The following is a 22,406-nucleotide window of genomic DNA, read 5'->3' on the forward strand; positions in this document are numbered from 1 at the left end:
GAGCTGGGTCAAACAATTGCTATGTTTTTTATTCGAAGCGCAAGACGGGCGGCATTATACATGTCGTGCCTTACTCTCAAGAGTGCATTTTCCTCAGGTTGTGTCCGCGTATGACAGGCGAAATGAACATCCTCCCGCTCCCGCCCACTGCCCCGGCGACCGTTCGCCCGCAGGTCGGTGAGCTGCTCAAGCTGCTGACCCCGGTCGAAGGCCTGATCGGCGCCGGGCAAAGCGCCAAGGCCGAGGTGTTGTCGCTCAAGCAGGCGGATCAGACCTTTCAGTTATTGCTCAAGGTCACCGTCGACGGTGGCCGCCAGACCACCGTGCAAGCGACCAGCAATCTGCCGTTGCCCCAAGGCACCAGTCTGGCGATCACTCAGCCCTCGGCGGGCAATCTGGCGATTACCGTGCAGCAAGCCATTGCCAGCAGCGTCGCCGCCCTCACCCGCATCGACACCGCGCAATTGCCGGTCGGTACGCTGTTGCAAGGCAAAGTGCTGACCTCGCAGGCGCTGCCGCAGACGCCGGGGCAGGCAGCCGTGTTCCGCTCGTTGGTCAGCCTGCTCAACACCGCGCAGAGCGGCAGCACACTGACCATCGACAGCCCGCAGCCGCTGCGCATCGGCACTTTGCTCTCGGCGTTGGTCGAAGATTCTCAAACTCTCAAGTTTCTGCCGATGAGCAGTCGCCAGGAACAACTGGCCGTGAGTCAGCAACTGCTCGGTCAGCAAAGTCGCCAGGCCTCCCTGACGGGGTTACTGAACGCGTTGCAAAATCTGCCGAGCGATAGCGATCAGACATCGCAGGATTTGCGCGCCGTGGTCGACAAACTGCTCGCCAACCTCCCGGACGTGCAACAACTGAGTACCGCCAAAGGCGTGGCACTGGCCTTGGCCAACAGCGGCGCGTTCCTCGAAGCCAAACTGCTGAGCGGACAAAACCCGACGCTGGCCCCGGACATGAAAGCCGACCTGCTCAAGCTGATCGCGCAGCTGACTCCGGGCCTGCCGAGCAGTACCAGTTTCAATGCGATCATCGCCGCCAACACCCTGGCGCAAGCGCTGCCGAGTTTCGTCCGCAACGCCCTCGGCATGCTCGGCCAGGTCAGCGCGAAACCGGTACCGAGCAGCTTCCCGCTGCCCGACCGCCTGTTGCAAAGTCTGGACGACGAAGGTGATCTGGAACAATTGTTGCGCCTCGCCGCCGCCGCTGTTTCGCGCCTGCAAAGCCATCAACTGTCGAGCCTGGAACAAACCGGCGTCACCGACGACGGGCGCCTGCTCAGCACCTGGCAGCTGGAAATTCCCATGCGCAACCTGCAGGACATCGTGCCGTTGCAGGTCAAGTTCCAGCGTGAAGAAGCGCCGGAGCGCGAACCGCAGCCGAACGAACGTCGCGATGAGCGCGAGCCCAAGCAACAACTGTGGCGCGTCGATCTGGCGTTCGACATGGAGCCGCTCGGGCCTATGCAAATTCAGGCGCAGTTGATCGCCGGCAGCCTGTCCAGCCAACTGTGGGCCGAACGGCCGTACACCGCGGACCTGATCGAAAACAACCTGTTCGCCCTGCGCCAGCGCCTGCTTGATCGCGGGCTCAACGTCGGCGACATCGACTGCCACCTCGGCACCCCGCCGCAAGGCAACCAAACCCGTCTTGAACACCGCTGGGTCGACGAAACCGCATGAACGATTCCACTACCCCACGCCAGGCCATCGCCCTCAAATACGACGGCAACCACGCCCCGACCCTCACCGCCAAAGGTGATGACGAACTGGCCGAAGAAATCCTGCGCATTGCTCGCGATTGCGAGGTGCCGATTTATGAGAATGCTGAATTGGTGCGCTTGCTGGCGCGGATGGAATTGGGCGACAGCATTCCAGAGGAGTTGTATCGCACGATCGCCGAAATCATCGCGTTTGCGTGGAATCTGAAGGGCAAATTCCCTGAGGGGCAGGACCCGAATGCGCCGATGGTCGAGAAGGACGTCACCGATCGCGGGGATGATTATTAAGCCTTAAAAGCAAAAGATCGCAGCCTTCGGCAGCTCCTACATCGGGATTAGCGTTTCCCCTGTAGGAGCTGCCGAAGGCTGCGATCTTTTGATCTTGCTTGCCGCTAAAAGCTCGAAGTTCGAAGCTCTTAGCTGCTTTTATGCAACTTGCGCATCAACTCCGCCTCAGCCTGGGTCAACCCGCAGGACTGAGTCAGTTCATCGACGCTTGCGCCCATGCCCACCAGTTTCGCCGCTTGGGCGAATGACAGGCTAGACGGGTCGCGCTGTTCCAGCGCAACAATCTTGTCCGGCAACGGACTGACGACCGCACGCAACTCGTGCAGAGCTTCGCCCATGCGCACGTTGCCGTTCTGGTAGTCGTCGACACGCTTGGCCAGGTCCTTGATGCGCTGATCACGCAGCGCATCGCCCTGAGCCTGTTGCGCAGCGATTACCCGCTGCGCCTTGATGTACGACACAAACATTGCCAGCGTGCCTGCCCAGAAGAGGAACAGGACAATGACCGCAACCTCGAGAATCAATCAGATGTTCTCCAGATCCGACCATTCTTCTTCGCTCATCATCTTGTCGAGTTCGACGAGGATCAGCAGTTCGTTGTTCTTGTTGCACACGCCCTGGATGAACTTGGCCGACTCTTCGTTGCCGACGTTCGGCGCCGTCTCGATTTCCGACTGACGCAGGTAAACCACTTCGGCCACGCTGTCGACCATGATGCCGACGACTTGCTTGTCGGCTTCGATGATGACGATACGGGTGTTGTCGCTGATCTCGCCGCTGTTCAGGCCGAAGCGCTGACGGGTGTCGATCACGGTAACCACGTTACCGCGCAGGTTGATGATACCCAGCACGTAGCTCGGCGCGCCCGGCACCGGAGCGATCTCGGTGTAGCGCAACACTTCCTGCACGCGCATCACGTTGATGCCGTAGGTTTCGTTGTCCAGTTTGAAGGTCACCCATTGCAGGATCGGATCTTCAGAACCTTTTGCATTCGTCGCCTGACTACTCATACCCTGACCCCTCGAAAAAACCGCGCTGAGCGGTGTGTGTTCTGTGTGGCGGCATTCAACAATGCCGTCGCCTGATTGTTATGTCGGCTGCTATGTCGGTTTATGTAGCGGCTTGTGGCCGCCGAGGTGCTTTGCCCCACCGCTGGCGATCAATTCGGCCAGTGCGGAAACGTCAAGCAATGCACACATGTGCTCAATCACGGTGCCGGCGAGCCATGGCCGCTGACCCCGGTGACTTCTCCATTTGATTTCATTCGGGTCCAGACGCAACGAGCGGCTGACCTGATGCACCGCCAGCCCCCACTCGTAACCTTGTACCGAAATCACGTACTGCAAGCCCTGACGGAAGTCATCGCGATAGCGATCCGGCATGACCCAGCGCGCGGTATCCAACACTTTCAGATTGCCGGCCTGACTCGGCAGGATCCCGAGGAACCATTCCGGCTGACCGAACAGCGGCGTCAGCTCGTGGCCGGCCAGCGAATAGATTGAACCAAGGCACACCAGCGGCACCGCCAGCGTCAGGCCGGCGACGTCGAACAGCAGACATTCGAACGCTTCCGAAGCCCAGGCCGGACGACCATCGGTTTCCACCGGTGGCGGCGTGTTGTTCGGCGGCAGATGCACTTCCACCAGCGGCGGGACCAGTGTCTGCTCAGCGGGTGCGGGTGCAACCGGAGCTGGAGACGGTTCGACCACTGCGGGTTCCGGCGCGGTTTTCAGCAACTGGGTTTGCAGCAACGGCGCGAGCGTCGAAACTGGCGCGCGAACCGGCTCGGCCTCTTCGATCAATGCCACCGGCGCTTTGGCGACCGGTGCGGCGGCAGGCGCGATAACCGGTGCGACAGGTTTGGCAGCCTTCTGCGCATCACGCGCTTGCTCTTCCAGCACCGCTGCCTGGAACTCGTCCAGCGCTTCGGTGCTTTCTTCGACAACTTCGACTGGCGTCGGCAACGCGTCAGGAATTTCCTGGAGCAAACTGTCCAGATACGACTGCAAGGCCAACTGCGGCTTCGACGTGAACTTCAAAGGCCGGTTCATGCACAGTCCCCTGTAGGAGCTGCCGCAGGCTGCGATCTTTTGATCTTTTCAGAAACACCACAAAGCAAGATCAAAAGATCGCAGCCTTCGGCAGCTCCTACACAAGTCAAAATCATTCAAGCCACCTGCGGAACAAGTTGTTGCGCCAACAGATGCTTGAGCAGCGCGCGATACGCCAGCACGCCACGGCTCTTGCCGTCGAATTGCGAAGGCGTGACACCGGCCCGGCTGGCGTCGCGCAGACGGGTATCGACGGGGATATAACCCTGCCAGATCTCGTCGGGAAATTTGTCACGCAGCACGCGCAAGGTATGCATCGAAGCTTGCGTACGGCGATCGAACAGGGTCGGCACGATGCTGAACGGCAATGCCTGTTTGCGCGAGCGGTTGATCATCGCCAGGGTGTTGACCATACGCTCCAGACCTTTGACGGCCAGGTGTTCGGTCTGCACAGGGATCACCAATTGCTGGCTCGCTGCGAGGGCGTTGACCATCAGCACGCCGAGCAACGGTGGGCTGTCGATCACCGCGTAATCGAAGTCCTGCCACAGTTGCGCCAGACTCTTGGCGATCACCAGACCCAGACCACTCTGCCCCGGCGACTGACGCTCGAGGGTTGCCAGCGCGGTGCTCGACGGCAGCAGGGAAATACGTTCGTCACTGGTCGACAACAGCAACTGCCCTGGCAGGCCTTGCGGCACGCTGCCCTTGTGCAGAAACAGGTCGTAGTTGCTGTGTTCCAGGCTGTCGGGGTCGTAGCCGAAATAGCTGGTCATCGAGCCGTGCGGGTCGAGATCGACCACAACCACGCGCTTGCCCGCCTCGGCCAGCAATCCGGCTAAAGCGATGGAAGATGTGGTTTTACCGACACCACCCTTTTGATTGGCGACTGCCCAGACTCTCATTCAGTTCGTTCCTCCCGGCCGATATGCTCGACCGAGACATAGCTCAGCGTGTTAATGCGGGTGACGGAGAATTGACGGCACTCTCGCGTCCCGGCGTCTTGACCGGGGTCGGTGCAGTTTGTGTGCCAGCACGCTTCAACGCGGCATCCGGTTGCGCATTAGCGGTACCAGTGCCCGTCAGGCTGCGACGCACATCGAGATTGCGCGACACCACCAGCACCACGCGACGGTTTTTCGCGCGGCCTTCAACAGTGGCGTTATTGGCCACCGGTTGGAACTCACCGTAACCCACCGACGCCAGCCGGCCAGGATTGACACCCTGCATCGCCAGCATGCGCACGATGCTTGCCGAACGCGCCGAGGACAGCTCCCAGTTGGTCGGGTACTGCGCGGTGCGGATCGGTTGATCATCCGTGAAGCCTTCGACGTGAATCGGGTTGTCGAACGGTTTCAGAATCGCTGCAACCTTGTCGATGATGTTGAAGGCGATGTCGCTTGGCATGGCATCGCCACTGCCGAACAACAGGCTGGAGTTGAGTTCGATCTCGACCCACAACTCGTTGCCGCGCACGGTCATCTGGTTGGAGCTGATCAAGTCGCCGAATGCGGCGCTGATGTCATCGGCGATGCTTTTCAGCGGATCGCTGGCACCGGCTATACCGGCATCGATCTGCTCGGCGTCCTTGACCAGTGGCTTGGCCGGGGTCACGGTTTTCGGCCGTTCGTCGCCGATCTGGATCGGTTTGAGCGCGCGATCGGAGTCTTTGAAGACACCGACCAGCGCTTCGGAAATTTCCTTGTACTTGCCTTCGTTTATCGACGAAATCGAGTACATGACCACGAAGAACGCGAACAGCAACGTGATGAAGTCAGCGTAGGAAACCAGCCAGCGTTCGTGGTTTACATGCTCTTCCTGGTGGCGACGACGAGCCATGAGGTTATTCCCTTAATCCATGAAGCCTTGCAGCTTCAACTCAATGGAGCGAGGGTTTTCACCTTCGGCGATCGACAGGATCCCTTCCAACAACATTTCGCGATAACGCGACTGCCGCAACGCGATTGACTTCAGCTTGGCGGCGATTGGCAGCAACACCAGGTTGGCACTGGCCACGCCGTAGATGGTCGCGACGAAGGCGACGGCGATACCGCTGCCCAGTTGCGTCGGATCGGCGAGGTTGCCCATCACGTGGATCAGGCCCATCACTGCACCGATGATGCCGATGGTCGGCGCATAGCCGCCCATGCTTTCAAAGACTTTCGCGGCTTCGATGTCGCGGGCTTCCTGAGTGTAGAAATCCACTTCGAGGATGCTGCGGATCGCTTCCGGCTCGGCGCCGTCGACCAGCAGTTGCAGGCCTTTGCGCGAGTAGTTGTCGGGCTCGGCATCGGCCACGCCTTCCAGACCCAGCAGGCCTTCCTTGCGCGCGGTGAGGCTCCAGTTGACGACGCGATCGATGCCACCGGCCAGATCGACCCGTGGCGGAAACAGAATCCAAGCAAGGATCTGCATGGCGCGTTTGAACGCGCTCATCGGCGATTGCAGCAGTGCGGCGCCGATGGTGCCGCCCAGTACGATCAATGCCGCCGGGCCGTTGGCCAGCGCACCGAGGTGACCACCTTCAAGGTAGTTACCACCGATGATGGCGACGAACGCCATGATGATCCCGATAAGGCTTAAAACATCCATCAGATACACGCCTCGACAATGTGTTTGCCGATGTCGTCGAGGCTGTACACCGCGTCGGCGAGATCAGCTTTGACGATGGCCATCGGCATGCCGTAGATCACGCAACTGGCTTCGTCTTGCGCCCACACCGCGCTGCCGCCCTGCTTGAGCAGACGCGCGCCTTCACGGCCGTCGGCGCCCATACCGGTCAACACCACCGCCAGAACTTTGTCACCGTAGGATTTCGCCGCCGAACCGAAGGTGATATCCACGCACGGCTTGTAATTCAGACGCTCGTCTCCCGGCAGGATTTTCACCGCGCCACGGCCATCGATCATCATTTGCTTGCCACCCGGAGCCAGCAACGCCAGGCCCGGACGCAGGATATCGCCATCCTCGGCTTCCTTGACGCTGATGCGGCACAGCTTGTCAAGACGCTCGGCGAAGGCCTTGGTGAATGCTGCCGGCATGTGCTGGATCAGCACGATCGGCGCAGGGAAGTTCGCTGGCAACTGAGTCAGCACGCGTTGCAAGGCAACCGGGCCGCCCGTCGAGGTGCCGATGGCAACCAGTTTGTAGGCTTTGCGTTTCGGTGCCGGCGACGACGCGCTGGCGGCTGGGGCACGGCTTGGAGCAGGTGCATGCACAGGCGCGGGTGCCGGACGTGCCGGTGCGCTGGTGCTGTGGCTGCTGCTGTGGCTGCCGAAACTCGACGGCGCCGGAGCAGGCGTCGGTGCTGGGGCAGCAACGGGAGCCGGTGCGCTATAAGCACTGAAACGACGATTACTGCGCGAGATGCTATGCACCTTTTCGCACAGCAGTTGCTTGACCTTCTCGGGATTGCGCGAGATGTCTTCGAAATTCTTCGGCAGGAAATCCACCGCGCCGGCGTCCAGCGCATCGAGGGTGACCCGGGCGCCTTCGTGCGTCAGCGAGGAGAACATCAACACCGGGGTCGGGCAGCGCTGCATGATGTGCCGCACTGCCGTGATGCCGTCCATCATTGGCATCTCGTAGTCCATGGTGATCACGTCCGGCTTGAGTGCCAGCGCCTGATCGATCGCCTCTTTACCGTTGGTTGCGGTGCCGACCACCTGAATGCTCGGATCCGCAGAAAGAATTTCCGAGACGCGGCGGCGGAAAAAACCCGAATCGTCCACCACCAGGACTTTGACTGCCATAAACACTCCATTAGGTGCAGCGGGACGTTGCCGCCCCGCCGCCCCGGATTCAAATACGCCGTGCGGCGTAACGCTTGAGCATGCTTGGAACATCGAGAATCAGCGCGATGCGGCCGTCACCAGTGATGGTGGCGCCGGACATGCCCGGAGTGCCCTGCAGCATTTTGCCCAATGGCTTGATGACCACTTCTTCCTGACCGACCAGTTGATCGACGACGAAGCCGATCCGCTGCGTGCCCACCGAAAGGATCACCACGTGGCCTTCACGCTGCTCTTCGTGAGCGGCGGAGCTGACCAGCCAGCGCTTGAGGTAGAACAATGGCAGCGCCTTGTCCCGCACGATCACCACTTCCTGACCGTCGACGACGTTGGTGGTCGACAGGTCGAGGTGGAAGATTTCGTTGACGTTGACCAACGGGAACGCAAACGCCTGATTGCCGAGCATGACCATCAGGGTTGGCATGATCGCGAGGGTCAGCGGCACCTTGATGACGATCTTCGAGCCCTGGCCCTTGGTCGAGTAAATGTTGATCGAACCATTGAGCTGGGAAATCTTGGTTTTCACCACGTCCATGCCGACACCGCGGCCGGACACGTCGGAGATCTCGGTCTTGGTCGAGAAACCCGGGGCGAAAATCAGGTTGTAGCACTCGGTATCGCTGAGGCGATCGGCCGCGTCCTTGTCCATCACACCGCGTTTTACCGCGATGGCGCGCAGGACGTTCGGGTCCATGCCTTTGCCGTCATCGGAAATCGACAGCAGGATATGGTCGCCCTCTTGCTCGGCCGCCAGCACCACGCGACCGCCACGGGCCTTGCCCGAGGCTTCGCGTTCTTCCGGCGACTCGATGCCGTGGTCGACGGCGTTGCGCACCAAGTGGACCAGCGGGTCGGCCAGGGCCTCGACAAGGTTTTTGTCGAGGTCGGTTTCTTCACCCACCAGTTCCAGGTTGATCTCTTTCTTGAGCTGACGCGCAAGGTCACGAACCAGACGCGGGAAGCGCCCGAAGACCTTCTTGATCGGCTGCATCCGCGTCTTCATTACGGCGGTCTGCAAGTCAGCCGTGACCACGTCGAGGTTCGACACGGCCTTTTGCATGGCTTCATCGCCGCTATTCAGACCCAGGCGCACCAGACGGTTACGCACCAGCACCAGTTCGCCGACCATGTTCATGATTTCGTCGAGACGTGCCGTGTCGACGCGCACGGTGGTTTCGGCTTCGCTCGCCGGTTTTTCCGGTGGCGGTGTCGCCGGCGCACGGGCCGGAGCCGGGGCAGCAGCGGCGGCCGGTTTCGGTGCTTCGGCTTTCGGTTCAGGCTTGGCGGCAGGCTTGGGCGCAGCAACAGCGGCCGGTGCCTTGGCGGCTGGCGTGGCGACGGTCGAAGCACTGCCAGCAGCGGCGGTGCCGACTTCGGAGAACTTGCCTTTGCCATGCAATTCGTCGAGCAGCGACTCGAACTCGTGATCGCTGATCAGATCGCTGCCAGCCGCGGCGGCCGCTGGAGCAGCAGGCGCAGGTGCCGAGGCAATCGCCGACTCCAGCGCATCGACGGCAAAGTTGCCCTTGCCATGCAACTGATCGAGCAGGGCTTCGAATTCGTCGTCGGTGATGTCGGAGCTGTCGCCCTTGGCCGGTGCCGCAGGGGCTGCCGCCGCTGGTGCAACTGCGTCCACCGCGAACTGACCTTTGCCGTGCAGTTGATCGAGCAACGACTCGAACTCGGCATCGGTGATTTCATCGCTCGCAGCTTCAGCAGCCGTTTGCGCAGGTGCGGCAGCAGCCGGGGCTTCAGCTTCAGCCTTGACGGCGTTCAGCGAATCCAGCAGCTGTTCGAATTCGTTATCGGTGATGTCGCCCGACGCGTCGCCTTCAACGACGAGTTCTTCGATCATCTCGGCCACTGGCGAAGCCGGGGCCGCGTCCGCCGATTGCGGTTCGGCCAAGCGCGCCAGAGCGGCCAGCAGTTCCGGGGTAGCGGCGGTGATCGGAGCACGCTCACGAACCTCAGTGAACATGCTGTTCACCGCGTCCAGTGCTTCGAGGACAACGTCCATCAGTTCTGCATCAACGCGACGCTCACCCTTACGCAGGATGTCGAACACGTTTTCGGCGATGTGACAGCACTCCACCAGCTCATTGAGCTGAAGGAAGCCGGCGCCCCCTTTTACAGTGTGGAAACCGCGAAAAATTGCGTTGAGCAGATCTGCGTCATCCGGGCGGCTTTCCAGCTCGACCAGTTGTTCAGACAGTTGCTCAAGAATCTCGCCGGCCTCAACCAGGAAATCCTGAAGGATCTCTTCATCGGCGCCGAAGCTCATTAATGGGGTGCTCCTACAGGTCTAAAAACCCAAAAAACCTGAAATTCCAAAAAACTCTAGAATCCAAGGCTGGATAACAAATCGTCCACATCGTCCTGACCGGACACAACGTCTTCTCGTTTATCGGCATGAATCTGCGGACCTTCACCCTGCGAGAGATGTTTTTGTGGATCTTTTTCTGCAAGCATCGCGGCGCGGTCATGTTCGATGCCCGCAAAGCGGTCGACCTGACTGGCCATGAGCACGAGTTTGAGCAAATTGCTTTCGACTTCGGTGACCAGTTGGGTCACACGCTTGATCACCTGACCGGTCAGGTCCTGGTAATCCTGGGCCAGCAGGATGTCGTTGAGATTGCTCGACACCGCACGGTTGTCCGTGCTGCTGCGTGACAGAAAACCGTCGACCCGGCGCGCCAGTTCACGGAACTCTTCAGCCCCGACCTCACGACGCATGAAACGACCCCAATCGGCGCTCAAGGTCTGGGCTTCATCAGCCAGACTGTTGACCACCGGCGTGGCGCTTTCCACCAGATCCATGGTGCGGTTGGCCGCGGCCTCTGTCAGCTTGACCACATAACCCAGGCGTTCGGTGGCGTCGGTGATTTGCGACACTTCCTCGGCCTGCGGCATGTTCGGGTCGATCTGGAAATTGACGATCGCACTGTGCAGTTCACGTGTGAGCTTGCCGACTTCCTGATACAGGCCACGGTCACGGGTCTGATTGAGCTCATGGATCAGTTGCACAGCGTCGCCGAACCTGCCTTTTTCAAGGCTTTCGACCAGTTCGACCGCGTGTTTTTTCAGGGTCGACTCGAAATCGCCCTGTGAAGATTCGTTATGCTCCATAGCTCCCCCGCGCGTTCATCAGCCGATGCGTTCGAAAATCTTCTCGATTTTGTCTTTCAACGCCTGAGCCGTGAAAGGTTTGACTACGTAGCCGTTCACACCGGCCTGAGCGGCCTCGATGATCTGCTCGCGCTTGGCTTCTGCAGTCACCATCAGCACTGGCAGGTGCTTGAGTTTTTCATCGGCACGCACGTGGCGCAGCAGGTCGATACCGGTCATGCCCGGCATGTTCCAGTCCGTTACCAGAAAGTCGATGCTGCCGCTGTTGAGCACTGGAATGGCAGTCACGCCATCGTCAGCCTCGACGGTGTTGGTGAACCCAAGATCACGCAGCAGGTTCTTGATGATCCGCCGCATCGTTGAGAAGTCATCAACGATGAGGATTTTCATGTCTTTGTTCAATTCGACCTCCAAGCAGTCTTAAACGCGCCCAGCACCTGGACGCGCCACTTCAATCAATCGGCGCAGCACTCAAAGACTGTCTGGAGCACAACAGAGCAAGACCGGTGCCGTTCACCACCGCACCAGCCTCGTTCGCAGTGTCCCCACACTGCCTTCAGCGCGCTCGCCACTCTCCCAAACGCCCCCGCAAACGGGCCGCGCACTGGCTGTGTAACTGGCTGACCCGCGATTCACTGACGCCAAGGACTTCACCGATCTCCTTGAGGTTCAGCTCTTCGTCGTAGTACAGCGCCAACACCAGTCGCTCACGCTCCGGCAAATTGGCAATCGCGTCCGCCAACGCCGCCTGGAAACGCTCATCTTCCAGATCGCGTGACGGCTCAAGATGAGCACTCGCGCCATCCTCGTGCAGCCCTTCATGTTCGCCGTCCTGCAACAGGTCGTCGAAACTGAACAGGCGGCTGCCCAAGGTGTCATTCAAAATCCCGTAGTAATCGTCGAGACTCAATTGGAGTTCGGCCGCAACCTCGTGATCTTTAGCATCACGGCCGGTTTTAGCTTCAATTGAGCGAATTGCGTCGCTGACCATACGGGTATTGCGGTGAACCGAGCGTGGCGCCCAGTCCCCTTTGCGCACTTCGTCGAGCATCGCGCCGCGGATTCGTATGCCCGCGTACGTTTCGAAACTGGCGCCTTTGCTGGCGTCGTATTTGGTCGAGACTTCGAGCAGGCCGATCATCCCGGCCTGGATCAGGTCTTCGACCTGCACACTGGCCGGCAAGCGTGCCAGCAAGTGGTAGGCAATGCGTTTGACCAGTGGCGCGTAACGCTCGATGAGTTCGTACTGCGCGTCACGTGCCGACTTCTTGTAGTAGTTCATACCGCTTGCGGTCATAGCACGGGCCCTGCCGTTTGCTGCACGAGGCGCTCGACGAAAAACTCAAGGTGGCCACGCGGGTTGGCGGGCAGCGGCCAGGTGTCGACCTTCTGCGCGATCGCCTTGAACGCCAGTGCGCACTTGGAACGCGGGAAGGCTTCGTACACCGCACGCTGCTTCTGCACCGCTTTACGCACGCTTTCGTCGTAAGGCACGGCGCCGACGTATTGTAGGGCCACGTCAAGGAAGCGATCCGTGACCTTGGTCAACTTGGCGAACAGGTTGCGCCCTTCCTGCGGGCTCTGCGCCATGTTGGCGAGGACGCGGAAGCGGTTCATGCCGTAGTCGCGGTTAAGCAATTTGATCAGCGCGTAGGCGTCGGTGATCGAGGTCGGCTCGTCGCAGACCACCAGCAACACTTCTTGCGCTGCGCGTACGAAACTGACTACCGAGTCACCAATACCCGCAGCGGTGTCGATCACCAGTACGTCGAGATTGTCGCCGATATCGCTGAACGCCTGAATCAGACCGGCGTGTTGCGCCGGGCTCAGGTGCACCATGCTTTGCGTGCCGGACGCGGCCGGGACGATGCGAATGCCACCGGGGCCTTGCAACAGCACGTCGCGCAATTCGCAGCGGCCTTCGATCACGTCGGCCAATGTGCGTTTAGGAGTCAGACCCAACAAAACGTCGACGTTCGCCAGTCCCAGATCGGCGTCCAGCAGCATGACCCGACGGCCAAGCTCTGCCAGCGCCAGAGACAAGTTCACTGACACGTTAGTCTTGCCGACGCCACCTTTGCCGCCGGTCACCGCGATCACCTGTACGGGATGCATGCTGCCCATGTTATTTCTTTACCTTGTCTTGCATAGACGGAGGCCACATTACTGGCTGCGCGTTCACAACCGGAACAATGCATGGCAGACCATCGATGTAGGTACAAAAACTGTTCATGAATACCTCAGCCAACCTGCTTGGTCGGGCTGTGATAGATATCAGCGAACATGTCAGCCATGGCTTCTTCGCTGGGTTCTTCCTGCATTTGCACGCTGACGGCGCGGCTGACCAATTGATGACGGCGCGGCAGATGCAAATCATCCGGAATCCGTGGGCCATCGGTCAGGTACGCGACCGGCAATTCATGACTGATCGCCAGGCTCAACACTTCGCCAAGGCTGGCCGTTTCATCCAGTTTAGTCAGGATGCAGCCGGCTAGCCCGCAACGCTTGTAACTGTGATAAGCGGCGGTTAGAACCTGTTTCTGGCTGGTGGTTGCCAAGACCAGATAATTTTTTGAACGAATGCCACGCCCGGCCAGACTTTCGAGCTGCATGCGCAGGGCTGGATCGCTGGCTTGCAGGCCGGCAGTATCGATAAATACCACGCGTTTGCGCAGCAGTGGATCAAGCGCTTGCACCAACGATTGGCCCGGATCGACGTGGGTCACCGGCACATTGAGAATGCGCCCCAGCGTCTTCAGTTGTTCCTGCGCACCGATGCGGAAACTGTCCATGCTCACCAGCGCGACGTTTTGCGCGCCGTACTTGAGCACGTAACGCGCGGCGAGCTTGGCCAGCGTGGTGGTCTTGCCCATGCCGGCAGGGCCGACCATGGCGATCACACCGCCCTCTTCCAGCGGCTCGACTTCCGGTACGGCAATCATCCGCGCCAGGTGCGCGAGCAGCATGCGCCAAGCCTGACGCGGCTCCTCGATATCAGTGATCATCGCCAGCAGATCGCGCGACAGCGGGCCGGACAGACCGATACGTTGCAGACGACGATACAGGTTGGCTTGCGCCGGACGGCTACCTTGCAGCTGATTCCAGGCCAGGGTGCCGAGCTGAACTTCCATCAGCTCGCGCAGGCTGTTCAATTCGAAACGCATCGAATCCAGTGCACGCGGATCAACACCGCCGGAGGACTGCGCAGGCGCCGGGGCTGGACGCGCCGGTGCGGCATAGGTCGGCTCGCTCAGCGGTTCAGCGGCGGTCAGCGGCAGGCCGGCCGTCAACGGCAGCCCGGCGAAAATCTGGCGATTGCTATTGCCGTCGGCTTCGCCACGCAGGCTCAGCTCGGCCTGGGCGGTGACGATGCGCGACTGGGTCTTGCGCAGCTCGTCTTCGAGTTCCATGTTCGGAACCCGTGGCGCCAGCGCCGACAATTTGTAATCCAGTGCCGCCGTCAGCTCGACACCGCCGGCAATGCGGCGGTTGCCAATGATGGCGGCATCAGCGCCCAGCTCATCACGAACCAGCTTCATGGCCTGACGCATATCGGCGGCAAAGAAACGCTTAACTTGCATAAACCACTACCTCAGCCGTTGGGCCCTACTGTCGCAACGATGGTCACTTGCTTGTTGTCCGGTATTTCCTGGTAGGCCAGCACATGCAATCCAGGGACTGCGAGGCGGCCAAAGCGCGAGAGCATCGCGCGGATCGGGCCAGCGACCAAAAGGATCACCGGCTGACCTTGCATTTCCTGACGCTGCGCCGCTTCGATGAGCGAACGCTGCAGCTTCTCGGCCATGCTTGGCTCCAGCAGAACGCCCTCTTCCGAGCCTTGTCCTGCCTTCTGCAGACTATTGAGCAATATTTGTTCCAACCTTGGTTCCAAGGTGATCACAGGCAGCTCGGACTCAGTGCCTACAATGCTTTGGACGATGGCGCGCGATACGCCGACCCGCACGGCAGCCACCAACGCGGCGGTATCTTGACTCTTCGCGGCGTTGTTGGCGATGGCTTCGGCAATGCTGCGGATATCGCGCACCGGCACGTGTTCGGCGAGCAGCGCTTGCAGCACTTTGAGCAACTGCGACAACGTGACCACGCCCGGCACCAGCTCTTCAGCCAGCTTCGGCGAGCTTTTGGCCAGCAATTGCATGAGTTGCTGCACTTCTTCGTGGCCGATCAGCTCACTGGAGTGCTTGTACAGAATCTGGTTCAAGTGCGTCGCAACCACGGTGCTGGCATCGACCACGGTGTAACCGAGCGATTGTGCCTGCGCGCGCTGGCTGATTTCGATCCACACCGCCTCGAGGCCGAAAGCCGGATCTTTGGCGTTGATACCGTTGAGCGTGCCGTAGACCTGGCCCGGGTTGATCGCCAGTTCGCGGTCCGGATAGATCTCGGCTTCAGCGAGGATCACCCCCATCAGGGTCAGGCGATAGGCGCTGGGCGCCAGATCGAGGTTGTCGCGGATGTGCACGGTCGGCATGAGGAAGCCCAGATCCTGCGAGAGCTTCTTGCGCACACCCTTGATCCGCGCCAGCAATTGCCCGCCCTGATTACGATCCACCAGCGGGATCAGGCGATAGCCGACTTCCAGACCGATCATGTCGATCGGTGTCACGTCGTCCCAGCCCAGCTCTTTGGTTTCCATGGCGCGGGCCGGCGACGGCAGCAGTTCCTGCTGACGCTTGACCTCTTCCAGCGCTACGACCTTGGCCACGTTCTGCTTTTTCCAGAACAGGTACGCGCCGCCAGCGGCCAGCGCCGCCATGGTCAGGAAGGAGAAGTGCGGCATGCCCGGCACCAGGCCCATGACTGCCATCAAACCGGCCGCCACCGCCAGCGCTTTCGGCGAGGCGAACATCTGACGATTGATCTGCTTGCCCATGTCTTCCGAACCGGAAGCACGGGTCACCATGATCGCTGCCGCTGTCGACAACAACAGTGATGGCAATTGCGCCACTAAACCGTCACCGATGGTCAGCAAGGCATAAACCCGGCCCGCATCGCCGAAGCTCATGTTGTGCTGGAAGATACCGACGGCCATGCCGCCGATAAGGTTGATAAACAGAATCAGCAGGCCGGCGATGGCGTCACCGCGGACGAACTTGCTGGCACCGTCCATCGAACCGTAGAACTCAGCCTCTTGGGCGACTTCCTGACGGCGCGCCTTGGCCTGGTTCTGGTCGATCAGACCGGCGTTGAGGTCGGCGTCGATCGCCATTTGTTTGCCGGGCATCGCATCGAGGGTGAAACGCGCGCTCACCTCGGAAATCCGCCCGGCACCTTTCGTTACCACGACGAAGTTAATGATCATCAGGATCGCGAAGACCACGATACCGACCACGTAGTTACCGCCGATCACCACCTCACCGAAGGCCTGAATCACCTTACCGGCAGCGGCGTGGCCATCCTGACCGTGGAGCATCACCACCCGCGTCGAAGCCACGTTCAACGCCAGCCGCAACAACGTCGCGACCAGCAGGATCGTCGGGAACACGGCGAAATCCAGCGGCCGCAGTGCATACACGCAGACCAGCAGGACGACAATCGACAGCGCGATGTTGAAGGTAAAAAACACGTCGAGCAGGAACGGCGGAATCGGCAACATCATCATTGCCAACATGACCAGCAGCAACAACGGCACGCCCAGATTGCCTCGACTGAGGTCGGCAACATTCGTGCGAGCAGTGTTGAATAACTGAGAGCGATCCACCGGTTTTCCCCGTTCCTTTAAAGCAAACTTTTGACGCCCAGAGCGGGCTCACGGCGGGTACTGCAAGAAGCTTTCCAACTTTTGCCAAGGATTGAAACAGAGAGGTTTAACCGAGAGTTTTCTACTGACCGGGATGCCCCCTTCGCGAGCAGGCTCGCTCCCACAGGGGAATGCATTCCAAATTGGGAATGTGATGCAACCAAAGGTGGGATTGGAATGCAATCCAAATGTGGGAGCGAGCTTGCTCGCGAAGGGGCCAGTGAAGTCAGCGCAAATCACCTATTAAACTCAGGTGTTTAAAAGACACCTCCAGACACGCCTTCAAGGCTACAAATCCTTGCGCCATTGCCTACAGCCAAGCCAGAATCCGCCGGCTTGTGCGCTTTGGGGTCGGGTTCTATTGTGGGTCGGTCGCTGACACATCAGCGATCGGGTCTCGCAGCCCGTCGATCTCTGGACGCACAACATCCGCTTTGCTTATGGCGGCTGTACGTGGGAGACCTTCGGGTCTGCCGGCTCTAGAGTCCCGGTCTGCGACCCGCGTATAGCTGCCACCCTCATTCGTCTCGCAGCGAACGCTGGCAGCTCCAATGACTCCAGGAGCTTCACCATGATCAAACCAACGCCAAACCCACCCGAAACCGACCCCACCTCCCCCTACGAATCCCTCGATTCCAAAAAACTCCACGAAGCCGCCGACCGCGCCCTCGATCACTACCTCTGCCCGCCCGGCTTCACGCCACCGCCACGCAAAACCCGCCGGATGTACGCCGTCACCGCGGACTTCAAAAATGAGGAGCTGCTGGCCGATGCCAGCGAAACACTCGCCTCAGCCCGAACCATCGCCCATGACTTCGCCCACCTCATCCCCGCATCGCAGCGCAGGACGCTGTTGGGGATCGCGCAATTGATCATGCTCGGGGAACTGGCGGTGAATCGGGTGATGGATAATCTGGAATTACCGAATTAACGCCTGATCACACGACAGAAAATCATTCCCACGCGAAGCGTGGGAATGATCAACAAGCCTTCCGACTTTTGCCGCGAAATCAAACAGAGGGATTTTACCGAGGATTGTTCTGTTGGCTGGCGAGCAGCCTCCGTGAATCAAACGGAATCGGAAAAGTCTCGTTGAAAGACTGAAAATCTGCCTGCTGCTCCCCCTTGTTCAACAAAATCAGATTTTCTAGAAACGCATCCTGGCCACTTCCTTCGACCCATTTCCCACAAGATCAAAGTCGACCTCCGCGCCCGGTTTGATACTCATCTGGCGCCGATGCTCTTCCGGAACGATGAGGTAGTAATTTTCATCCTCAAGCTCAGAAAGTAGCTGAGAGCCCGGGGCTTTTTTTATCTGCCGCGCCAGCTCTCTTGCGTCTCGAATGAAGGAAGCTCGGGAGTCAAAATCAGCTTCAGCTTCAGCATCGGCTTCGACTTCGGCTTCGGCTTCGGCGTTAGCCTTGATAAAGACCGTACCCGTGCTCTCGTCATACCTTACGAATGTACCTTTCATTTTATCTCTCCCTTTCGTGCAGAAGTGCGCGCACAAAGCGTGCGGCATCACCAACAATCAAATCGCAAAGAAATCTATTCCACACCTGTAAAACCTGACAGGTGCGACGTCTTTTCAGACGAAAGGTAAATCTTGAGTCGCGCCGTAAATCGGTTGGGATCGTCCAATTGTCCTTGAGGTTTCTTCAGGAACAGAAAACGTTTTCATCTGGACTGATCGCCCAAACTTTTGCCTTTAAACCACGATGTTTAAAAGACACCTCCAGACACGCCTTCGAGGCTACAAATTCTTGCGTCATTGCCTACAGCCAAGCCAGAATCCGCCGGCTTGTGCGCCTTGGGGGCGGGTTCTATTGTGGGTCGGTCGCTCATTACTTCAGCGATCGGGTTTAGCAGCCCGGATTAACTCTAGACGCACAAAGTCCGTTGCAGTTATGGCGGCTTTGCGTGGGGCACTTCGGTGCGCCGGGTTCTAGAGTCCTGGTCTGCTAACCCGCGTACAGCCGCCACCTCCTTCGTTAGCAGCGAACGGTGGCAGCTTCACTACTCTAGAGGCTTTACCGATGATCAAACCAACGCCAAACCCACCCGAAACCGACCCCACCTCCCCCTACGAATCCCTCGATTCAAAGAAACTCCACGAAGCCGCCGACCGCGCCCTCGATCACTACCTCTGCCCACCCGGCTCAACCCCACCGCCCCGTAAAACCCGTCGGATGTACGCCGTCACCGCCGACTTCAAGAACGAGGAGCTGCTGGCCGATGCCAGTGAAACACTCGCCTCAGCCAGAACCATCGCCCATGACTTCGCCCACCTCATCCCCGCATCGCAGCGCAGAACGCTGCTGGGGATTGCGCAATTGATCATGCTCGGCGAACTGGCGGTGAATCGGGTGATGGATAATCTGGAATTGCCGCAGTAGCACGGTTCGGTGACAAGCCTTGAATGAATCGGTGCAGCGGCTGACGTCTTCGTCGGATCGCCGCCCGGAGCAAGCCCGCTCCCACAGGGATCGGCGTCGATCACAAACCTGTTTTTATACGCCGAACCCTGTGGGAGCGAGCCTGCTCGCGAAGGCAATCTCACCGCCAACACAAACGGCTAAATGGGGCACGACGAAGCTTTCCCGCTTTTTAGTTCAAAAGATCGCAGCCTTCGGCAGCTCCTACATAGACCGGTGTAGGAGCTGCCGAAGGCTGCGATCTTTTGCTTTTGATGTTCGCGCCAATGACCACTCGTCGCCACCTGTCAGATCTGACAGGTGCGCAATTTTCAATTAAGCGCTCTGATAACCCCTGCCCGTCCCCACCGCGCAGGAGCCTCATCCATGACCACCTCAACCCCACCGGACAACACCGTCCTCGTCCTTAGCCCGCCAATGGTCAACGGCCAGACCACGCCCGTGACAGGTGCACATATCGGCGTGCCCTTGGTCGCTTATGACCTTGTCACCGACGGTGAAGGCGCCGTTGTCCTCGTCGATCCACCGTTGGCGGGCACCATGGATCCTGGGGACATCATGGAGCTTTGGCTTGAGAATGAACCGGCCGCACTGGACAGCGAAACCATTGAGGATCCAGACGTGCGCACCACGGTGCGCATTCCCAAGGGCCGCCTGCATCCGGACAAGATCAATAAGCTGTACTACACCGTCAGGCGCGGCAGCAGCAACATCGGCACTTCCACACCACCACTGGAAATCCTCTACAACCGCATCCGCCCCGGCCTGAAGGATCGCCTGACCGACCCCGGTGGCCACTCCGAACTCAAGTTGCTACTGCCGGAAGTGATCAAGAACGGCGTCGGCCCGGACTTCGTCAGCGCCGAAGTCTGCGTGGCCTACCCGTATTGCCGGGCGTATGACGTCATCACCCTCAAGTGCAACGGCGAACTGCTGGAACCCAAGCCCAAGGTCAATCCGAATCAGGCGCCGCAACCGCCCAATCCCGGCTCAGAAAACCCGATCACCATTTGCTTCACCCTCACCCGCGCCTTTCTGGACGAGGCGAAACGGCTGGATAAAAAGCTGCATTTTTCCTACACCGTCACCGACCAGCTCGGCAACGGCCCGGACACTGATGCCCCGTGGTCGCCGGTGCAGAGCGTGAATGAGGATCTGGACGGCGTCCTGCTGCCGATGCCGATTCTGCTGGAACGTCTGGAAGACTTCCCAGGTGATGACGCGAGCATCATCGATCTGGAAAAACTGGCCGGGAATCCGTTATTGGTGGTGGTTCTGACGGCAGACAACCGCTTTGTGGCGGGCGATGAAGTGCTCGCAACCTACACCGCTAAAAACACAGGCCAGCCCGCCGACGTAGTGGTGACTGTCCCCGGCAAAGTTGAAGCGGATCCTTTTGGTTCCAAGAAAACCTTGTTTATTGAAGTGGCCAACGACCAGGTTTTCGCGGGCAGTAACATTACCGTGACTTACGAACTGCGCAGGTCCAATGGCGATCTGGTGGGGAGCTCCAACATAGCGATCGCCACAGTGACCGATGCGGCCCCGATTGATCTGAAACCGGAAATCACCTCGGTAACAGACTCCCTGAACAAGGAAATCCCGCATAACGGTGGCACCGTCGATCCACAGGTGAAGTTGACTGGTACAGCGACACCACTGCAGCAGGTCGAGATTTTCGAGGGTGCAGCCACAAAAGGTAATCGCCCGGTAAATGCCAGCGGCATCTGGACTTATGAGACCACACTGCCCGGCATTGGCACTCGCACATTCACAGCCAAAGCGAAGTACGGCACAGGTCAGGTCTCTGTCGGCAGAACATTGACCCTTTCCAATGCACTGACGCCTGCCATTGATTCGGTGAAGGACTCCGCAGACGTGGAAATACCCGACAATGGATTCACATCCGATACCACCATCAAACTGAACGGCACCGCCACACCGCGGCTGGAAGTCGAGATCTTTGATGGGGCTGTCCCGATAGGCAAAGCGACTGCCGATCCCGTAACAGGCAAATGGGAGCGGCTGGTTTCAGGCCTGAGTGTGGCTGCGCACAGCTTCAAGGCCAAGGCGTTGTATGGCACAGGTGCCGAGTCGGCGGTCAGAACATTGACCGTGACAGCCGCCACCGCCCCGACGATCACCTCAATAAAAGGCTTGCCGAGCGGCATCGAAATCCCCGGATATAGTCGCTTCACAATAGAAACAGCGATCAAGTTGAGCGGCTATGCCACTAAGGGATCCAAAGTCCAAGTATTCTCTGGAACGTCCTTAGGTCAAGTTTCTGCCAATGCGACAACCGGTTACTGGGAAAAAACGGTCACGGGCCTTAACGCGGGCACCGTATATGGATTTTGGGTTAAGGATTTGCATAATGATTTGAGATCTCACTCTGCTGATGTGCGTCCAATAGAGCTTTCACTAAGCGAGGACTTTGGTTCGAGCAGACACCTAATAACGCCTAAAGGTGTGGCCTGTCATGAGATTCCTAGCGGGCAACTAACATGGGTCAGCGGATCAGGTAGCGTAAGGATTGAAAACGGCTCTACAACTGTCTCCCCCCACGAGAAGTCAAGATTGATGATATTCAACAACAGTACGGTGGACTACCAGTTCAGATCACCGTACTCCAGCCTCAGCTTTTGGATTGTGGGGTTAGTAGCTGTAGAATGCAAGTTGACAACTTATGACAAATCCGGAAAAACCTTAGAGACGAAAACCTATAATTCAGCACCCATTCGGCCCACTGCTATTAAATTTTCAACTCCGAGAATATTTAGATTAAGAATCGAAGGTATATTAAGCGCGCAACATCTAGAACTGGACAACTTTCAATTTACTCCATGAAAACGGTCAGACTGCTCGATAGTAAATCACGACAGCAAGTGTACAAAAAGGTGGACGGATTTATTTAACTAGATATTTAAACAGCGGGGTTTGATCGAGGTTTTTCTGCTGACCGGGATGGCGCTTTCGCGAGCAGAATCGCTCCCACAGGGAACGCATTCCAAATATGAGAGTGGAACGCATTCCAAATGCGGGAGCGGTGCTCGCGAAGGGGCCAGTGAAGTCAGTGCAAATCGCCTTTTAAACTCAGGTGTTTAAAAGACACCTCCAGACACGCCTTTCAGGCTACAAATTCTTGCGCCATTGCCTACAGCTACGCCAGAATCCGCCGGCTTGTGCGCCATGGGGGTGGGCTCTATTGTGGGTCGGTCGCTGACGAATCAG

Annotated in this window: 20 protein-coding genes; 5 read left to right on the top strand and 15 right to left on the bottom strand. The window is 58.9% G+C overall.

The window, feature by feature from the left end:
• Positions 1-110: 110 nt before the first annotated feature.
• Both F8N44_RS06040 and F8N44_RS06045 read left to right on the top strand, forming a co-directional pair.
• The gene (locus F8N44_RS06040; RefSeq protein ID WP_150649693.1) at positions 111-1,685 is read left to right on the top strand and encodes a flagellar hook-length control protein FliK; all 1,575 of its coding nucleotides are present in this window, start codon (positions 111-113) and stop codon (positions 1,683-1,685) included.
• Positions 1,682-2,011, top strand: coding sequence for an EscU/YscU/HrcU family type III secretion system export apparatus switch protein (locus F8N44_RS06045; protein WP_150649694.1), 330 nt, complete (start codon positions 1,682-1,684; stop codon positions 2,009-2,011). The genes F8N44_RS06040 and F8N44_RS06045 overlap by 4 nt, the downstream gene beginning before the upstream one ends.
• 128 nt (positions 2,012-2,139) lie before the next feature.
• Here the strand turns inward: F8N44_RS06045 and F8N44_RS06050 are convergent, their stop codons facing one another.
• The 14 genes from F8N44_RS06050 to flhA form a co-directional block, all read right to left on the bottom strand.
• Positions 2,140-2,535, bottom strand: coding sequence for a DUF2802 domain-containing protein (locus F8N44_RS06050; protein WP_150649695.1), 396 nt, complete (start codon positions 2,533-2,535; stop codon positions 2,140-2,142).
• Positions 2,536-3,021 carry a chemotaxis protein CheW gene (locus tag F8N44_RS06055; protein WP_007919980.1) on the bottom strand — a complete coding sequence of 162 codons (486 nt, stop codon included), beginning with the start codon at positions 3,019-3,021 and terminating at the stop codon, positions 2,536-2,538.
• Between the two features lie 90 nt (positions 3,022-3,111).
• Entirely contained in the window at positions 3,112-4,062 is a 951-nt protein-coding gene (locus F8N44_RS06060; protein WP_150649696.1) for a CheW domain-containing protein, read from the bottom strand.
• Between the two features lie 116 nt (positions 4,063-4,178).
• Positions 4,179-4,967, bottom strand: a complete 789-nt coding sequence (locus F8N44_RS06065) for a ParA family protein (protein ID WP_008077691.1) — start codon at positions 4,965-4,967, stop codon at positions 4,179-4,181.
• Between the two features lie 43 nt (positions 4,968-5,010).
• On the bottom strand, positions 5,011-5,901 hold the full coding sequence (gene motD, locus F8N44_RS06070) for a flagellar motor protein MotD (protein ID WP_108226834.1): 891 nt from the start codon (positions 5,899-5,901) through the stop codon (positions 5,011-5,013).
• 12 nt (positions 5,902-5,913) lie between these two features.
• Entirely contained in the window at positions 5,914-6,654 is a 741-nt protein-coding gene (locus tag F8N44_RS06075; RefSeq protein ID WP_016987476.1) for a flagellar motor protein, read from the bottom strand.
• A complete protein-coding gene (locus tag F8N44_RS06080; protein ID WP_150649697.1) occupies positions 6,654-7,814 on the bottom strand; it encodes a protein-glutamate methylesterase/protein-glutamine glutaminase in 1,161 nt (386 codons plus the stop codon). The genes F8N44_RS06075 and F8N44_RS06080 overlap by 1 nt, the downstream gene beginning before the upstream one ends.
• 49 nt (positions 7,815-7,863) lie before the next feature.
• Positions 7,864-10,134, bottom strand: coding sequence for a chemotaxis protein CheA (locus tag F8N44_RS06085; RefSeq protein WP_150649698.1), 2,271 nt, complete (start codon positions 10,132-10,134; stop codon positions 7,864-7,866).
• 56 nt (positions 10,135-10,190) lie between these two features.
• The gene (locus F8N44_RS06090) at positions 10,191-10,979 is read right to left on the bottom strand and encodes a protein phosphatase CheZ (protein WP_007920000.1); all 789 of its coding nucleotides are present in this window, start codon (positions 10,977-10,979) and stop codon (positions 10,191-10,193) included.
• An 18-nt stretch (positions 10,980-10,997) separates the two neighbouring features.
• Complete coding sequence (locus tag F8N44_RS06095; protein ID WP_161986607.1) at positions 10,998-11,369, bottom strand: chemotaxis response regulator CheY; 372 nt, start codon at positions 11,367-11,369, stop codon at positions 10,998-11,000.
• Positions 11,370-11,535: 166 nt separating this feature from the next.
• Positions 11,536-12,276 (bottom strand): RNA polymerase sigma factor FliA, encoded by a 741-nt coding sequence (fliA, locus tag F8N44_RS06100; protein WP_007920004.1) that lies wholly within the window; start codon positions 12,274-12,276, stop codon positions 11,536-11,538.
• Positions 12,273-13,103, bottom strand: coding sequence for a flagellar synthesis regulator FleN (gene fleN / locus F8N44_RS06105; RefSeq protein ID WP_003222917.1), 831 nt, complete (start codon positions 13,101-13,103; stop codon positions 12,273-12,275). The genes fliA and fleN overlap by 4 nt, the downstream gene beginning before the upstream one ends.
• 116 nt (positions 13,104-13,219) lie before the next feature.
• The gene (gene flhF, locus F8N44_RS06110) at positions 13,220-14,560 is read right to left on the bottom strand and encodes a flagellar biosynthesis protein FlhF (RefSeq protein WP_150649699.1); all 1,341 of its coding nucleotides are present in this window, start codon (positions 14,558-14,560) and stop codon (positions 13,220-13,222) included.
• A gap of 11 nt (positions 14,561-14,571) precedes the next feature.
• A complete protein-coding gene (flhA, locus tag F8N44_RS06115) occupies positions 14,572-16,701 on the bottom strand; it encodes a flagellar biosynthesis protein FlhA (RefSeq protein ID WP_150649700.1) in 2,130 nt (709 codons plus the stop codon).
• Between the two features lie 610 nt (positions 16,702-17,311).
• Here flhA and F8N44_RS06120 point away from each other — a divergent pair.
• Positions 17,312-17,671 carry a DUF6124 family protein gene (locus tag F8N44_RS06120; protein WP_150649701.1) on the top strand — a complete coding sequence of 120 codons (360 nt, stop codon included), beginning with the start codon at positions 17,312-17,314 and terminating at the stop codon, positions 17,669-17,671.
• A 216-nt stretch (positions 17,672-17,887) separates the two neighbouring features.
• On the opposite strand, the gene F8N44_RS06125 is transcribed toward F8N44_RS06120, so the two are convergent.
• A complete protein-coding gene (locus F8N44_RS06125) occupies positions 17,888-18,214 on the bottom strand; it encodes a hypothetical protein (protein ID WP_150649702.1) in 327 nt (108 codons plus the stop codon).
• Positions 18,215-18,776: 562 nt separating this feature from the next.
• On the opposite strand from F8N44_RS06125, the gene F8N44_RS06130 reads away from it, so the two are divergent.
• Together F8N44_RS06130 and F8N44_RS06135 are read left to right on the top strand one after the other, a co-directional pair.
• The gene (locus F8N44_RS06130; RefSeq protein ID WP_102900463.1) at positions 18,777-19,136 is read left to right on the top strand and encodes a DUF6124 family protein; all 360 of its coding nucleotides are present in this window, start codon (positions 18,777-18,779) and stop codon (positions 19,134-19,136) included.
• A 405-nt stretch (positions 19,137-19,541) separates the two neighbouring features.
• The gene (locus F8N44_RS06135) at positions 19,542-22,022 is read left to right on the top strand and encodes a hypothetical protein (protein ID WP_150649703.1); all 2,481 of its coding nucleotides are present in this window, start codon (positions 19,542-19,544) and stop codon (positions 22,020-22,022) included.
• The last annotated feature ends 384 nt before the right edge of the window (positions 22,023-22,406 follow it).

Source organism: Pseudomonas fluorescens, from assembly GCF_902497745.1.
GTDB classification, from domain to species: Bacteria; Pseudomonadota; Gammaproteobacteria; order Pseudomonadales; family Pseudomonadaceae; genus Aquipseudomonas; species Aquipseudomonas fluorescens_BM.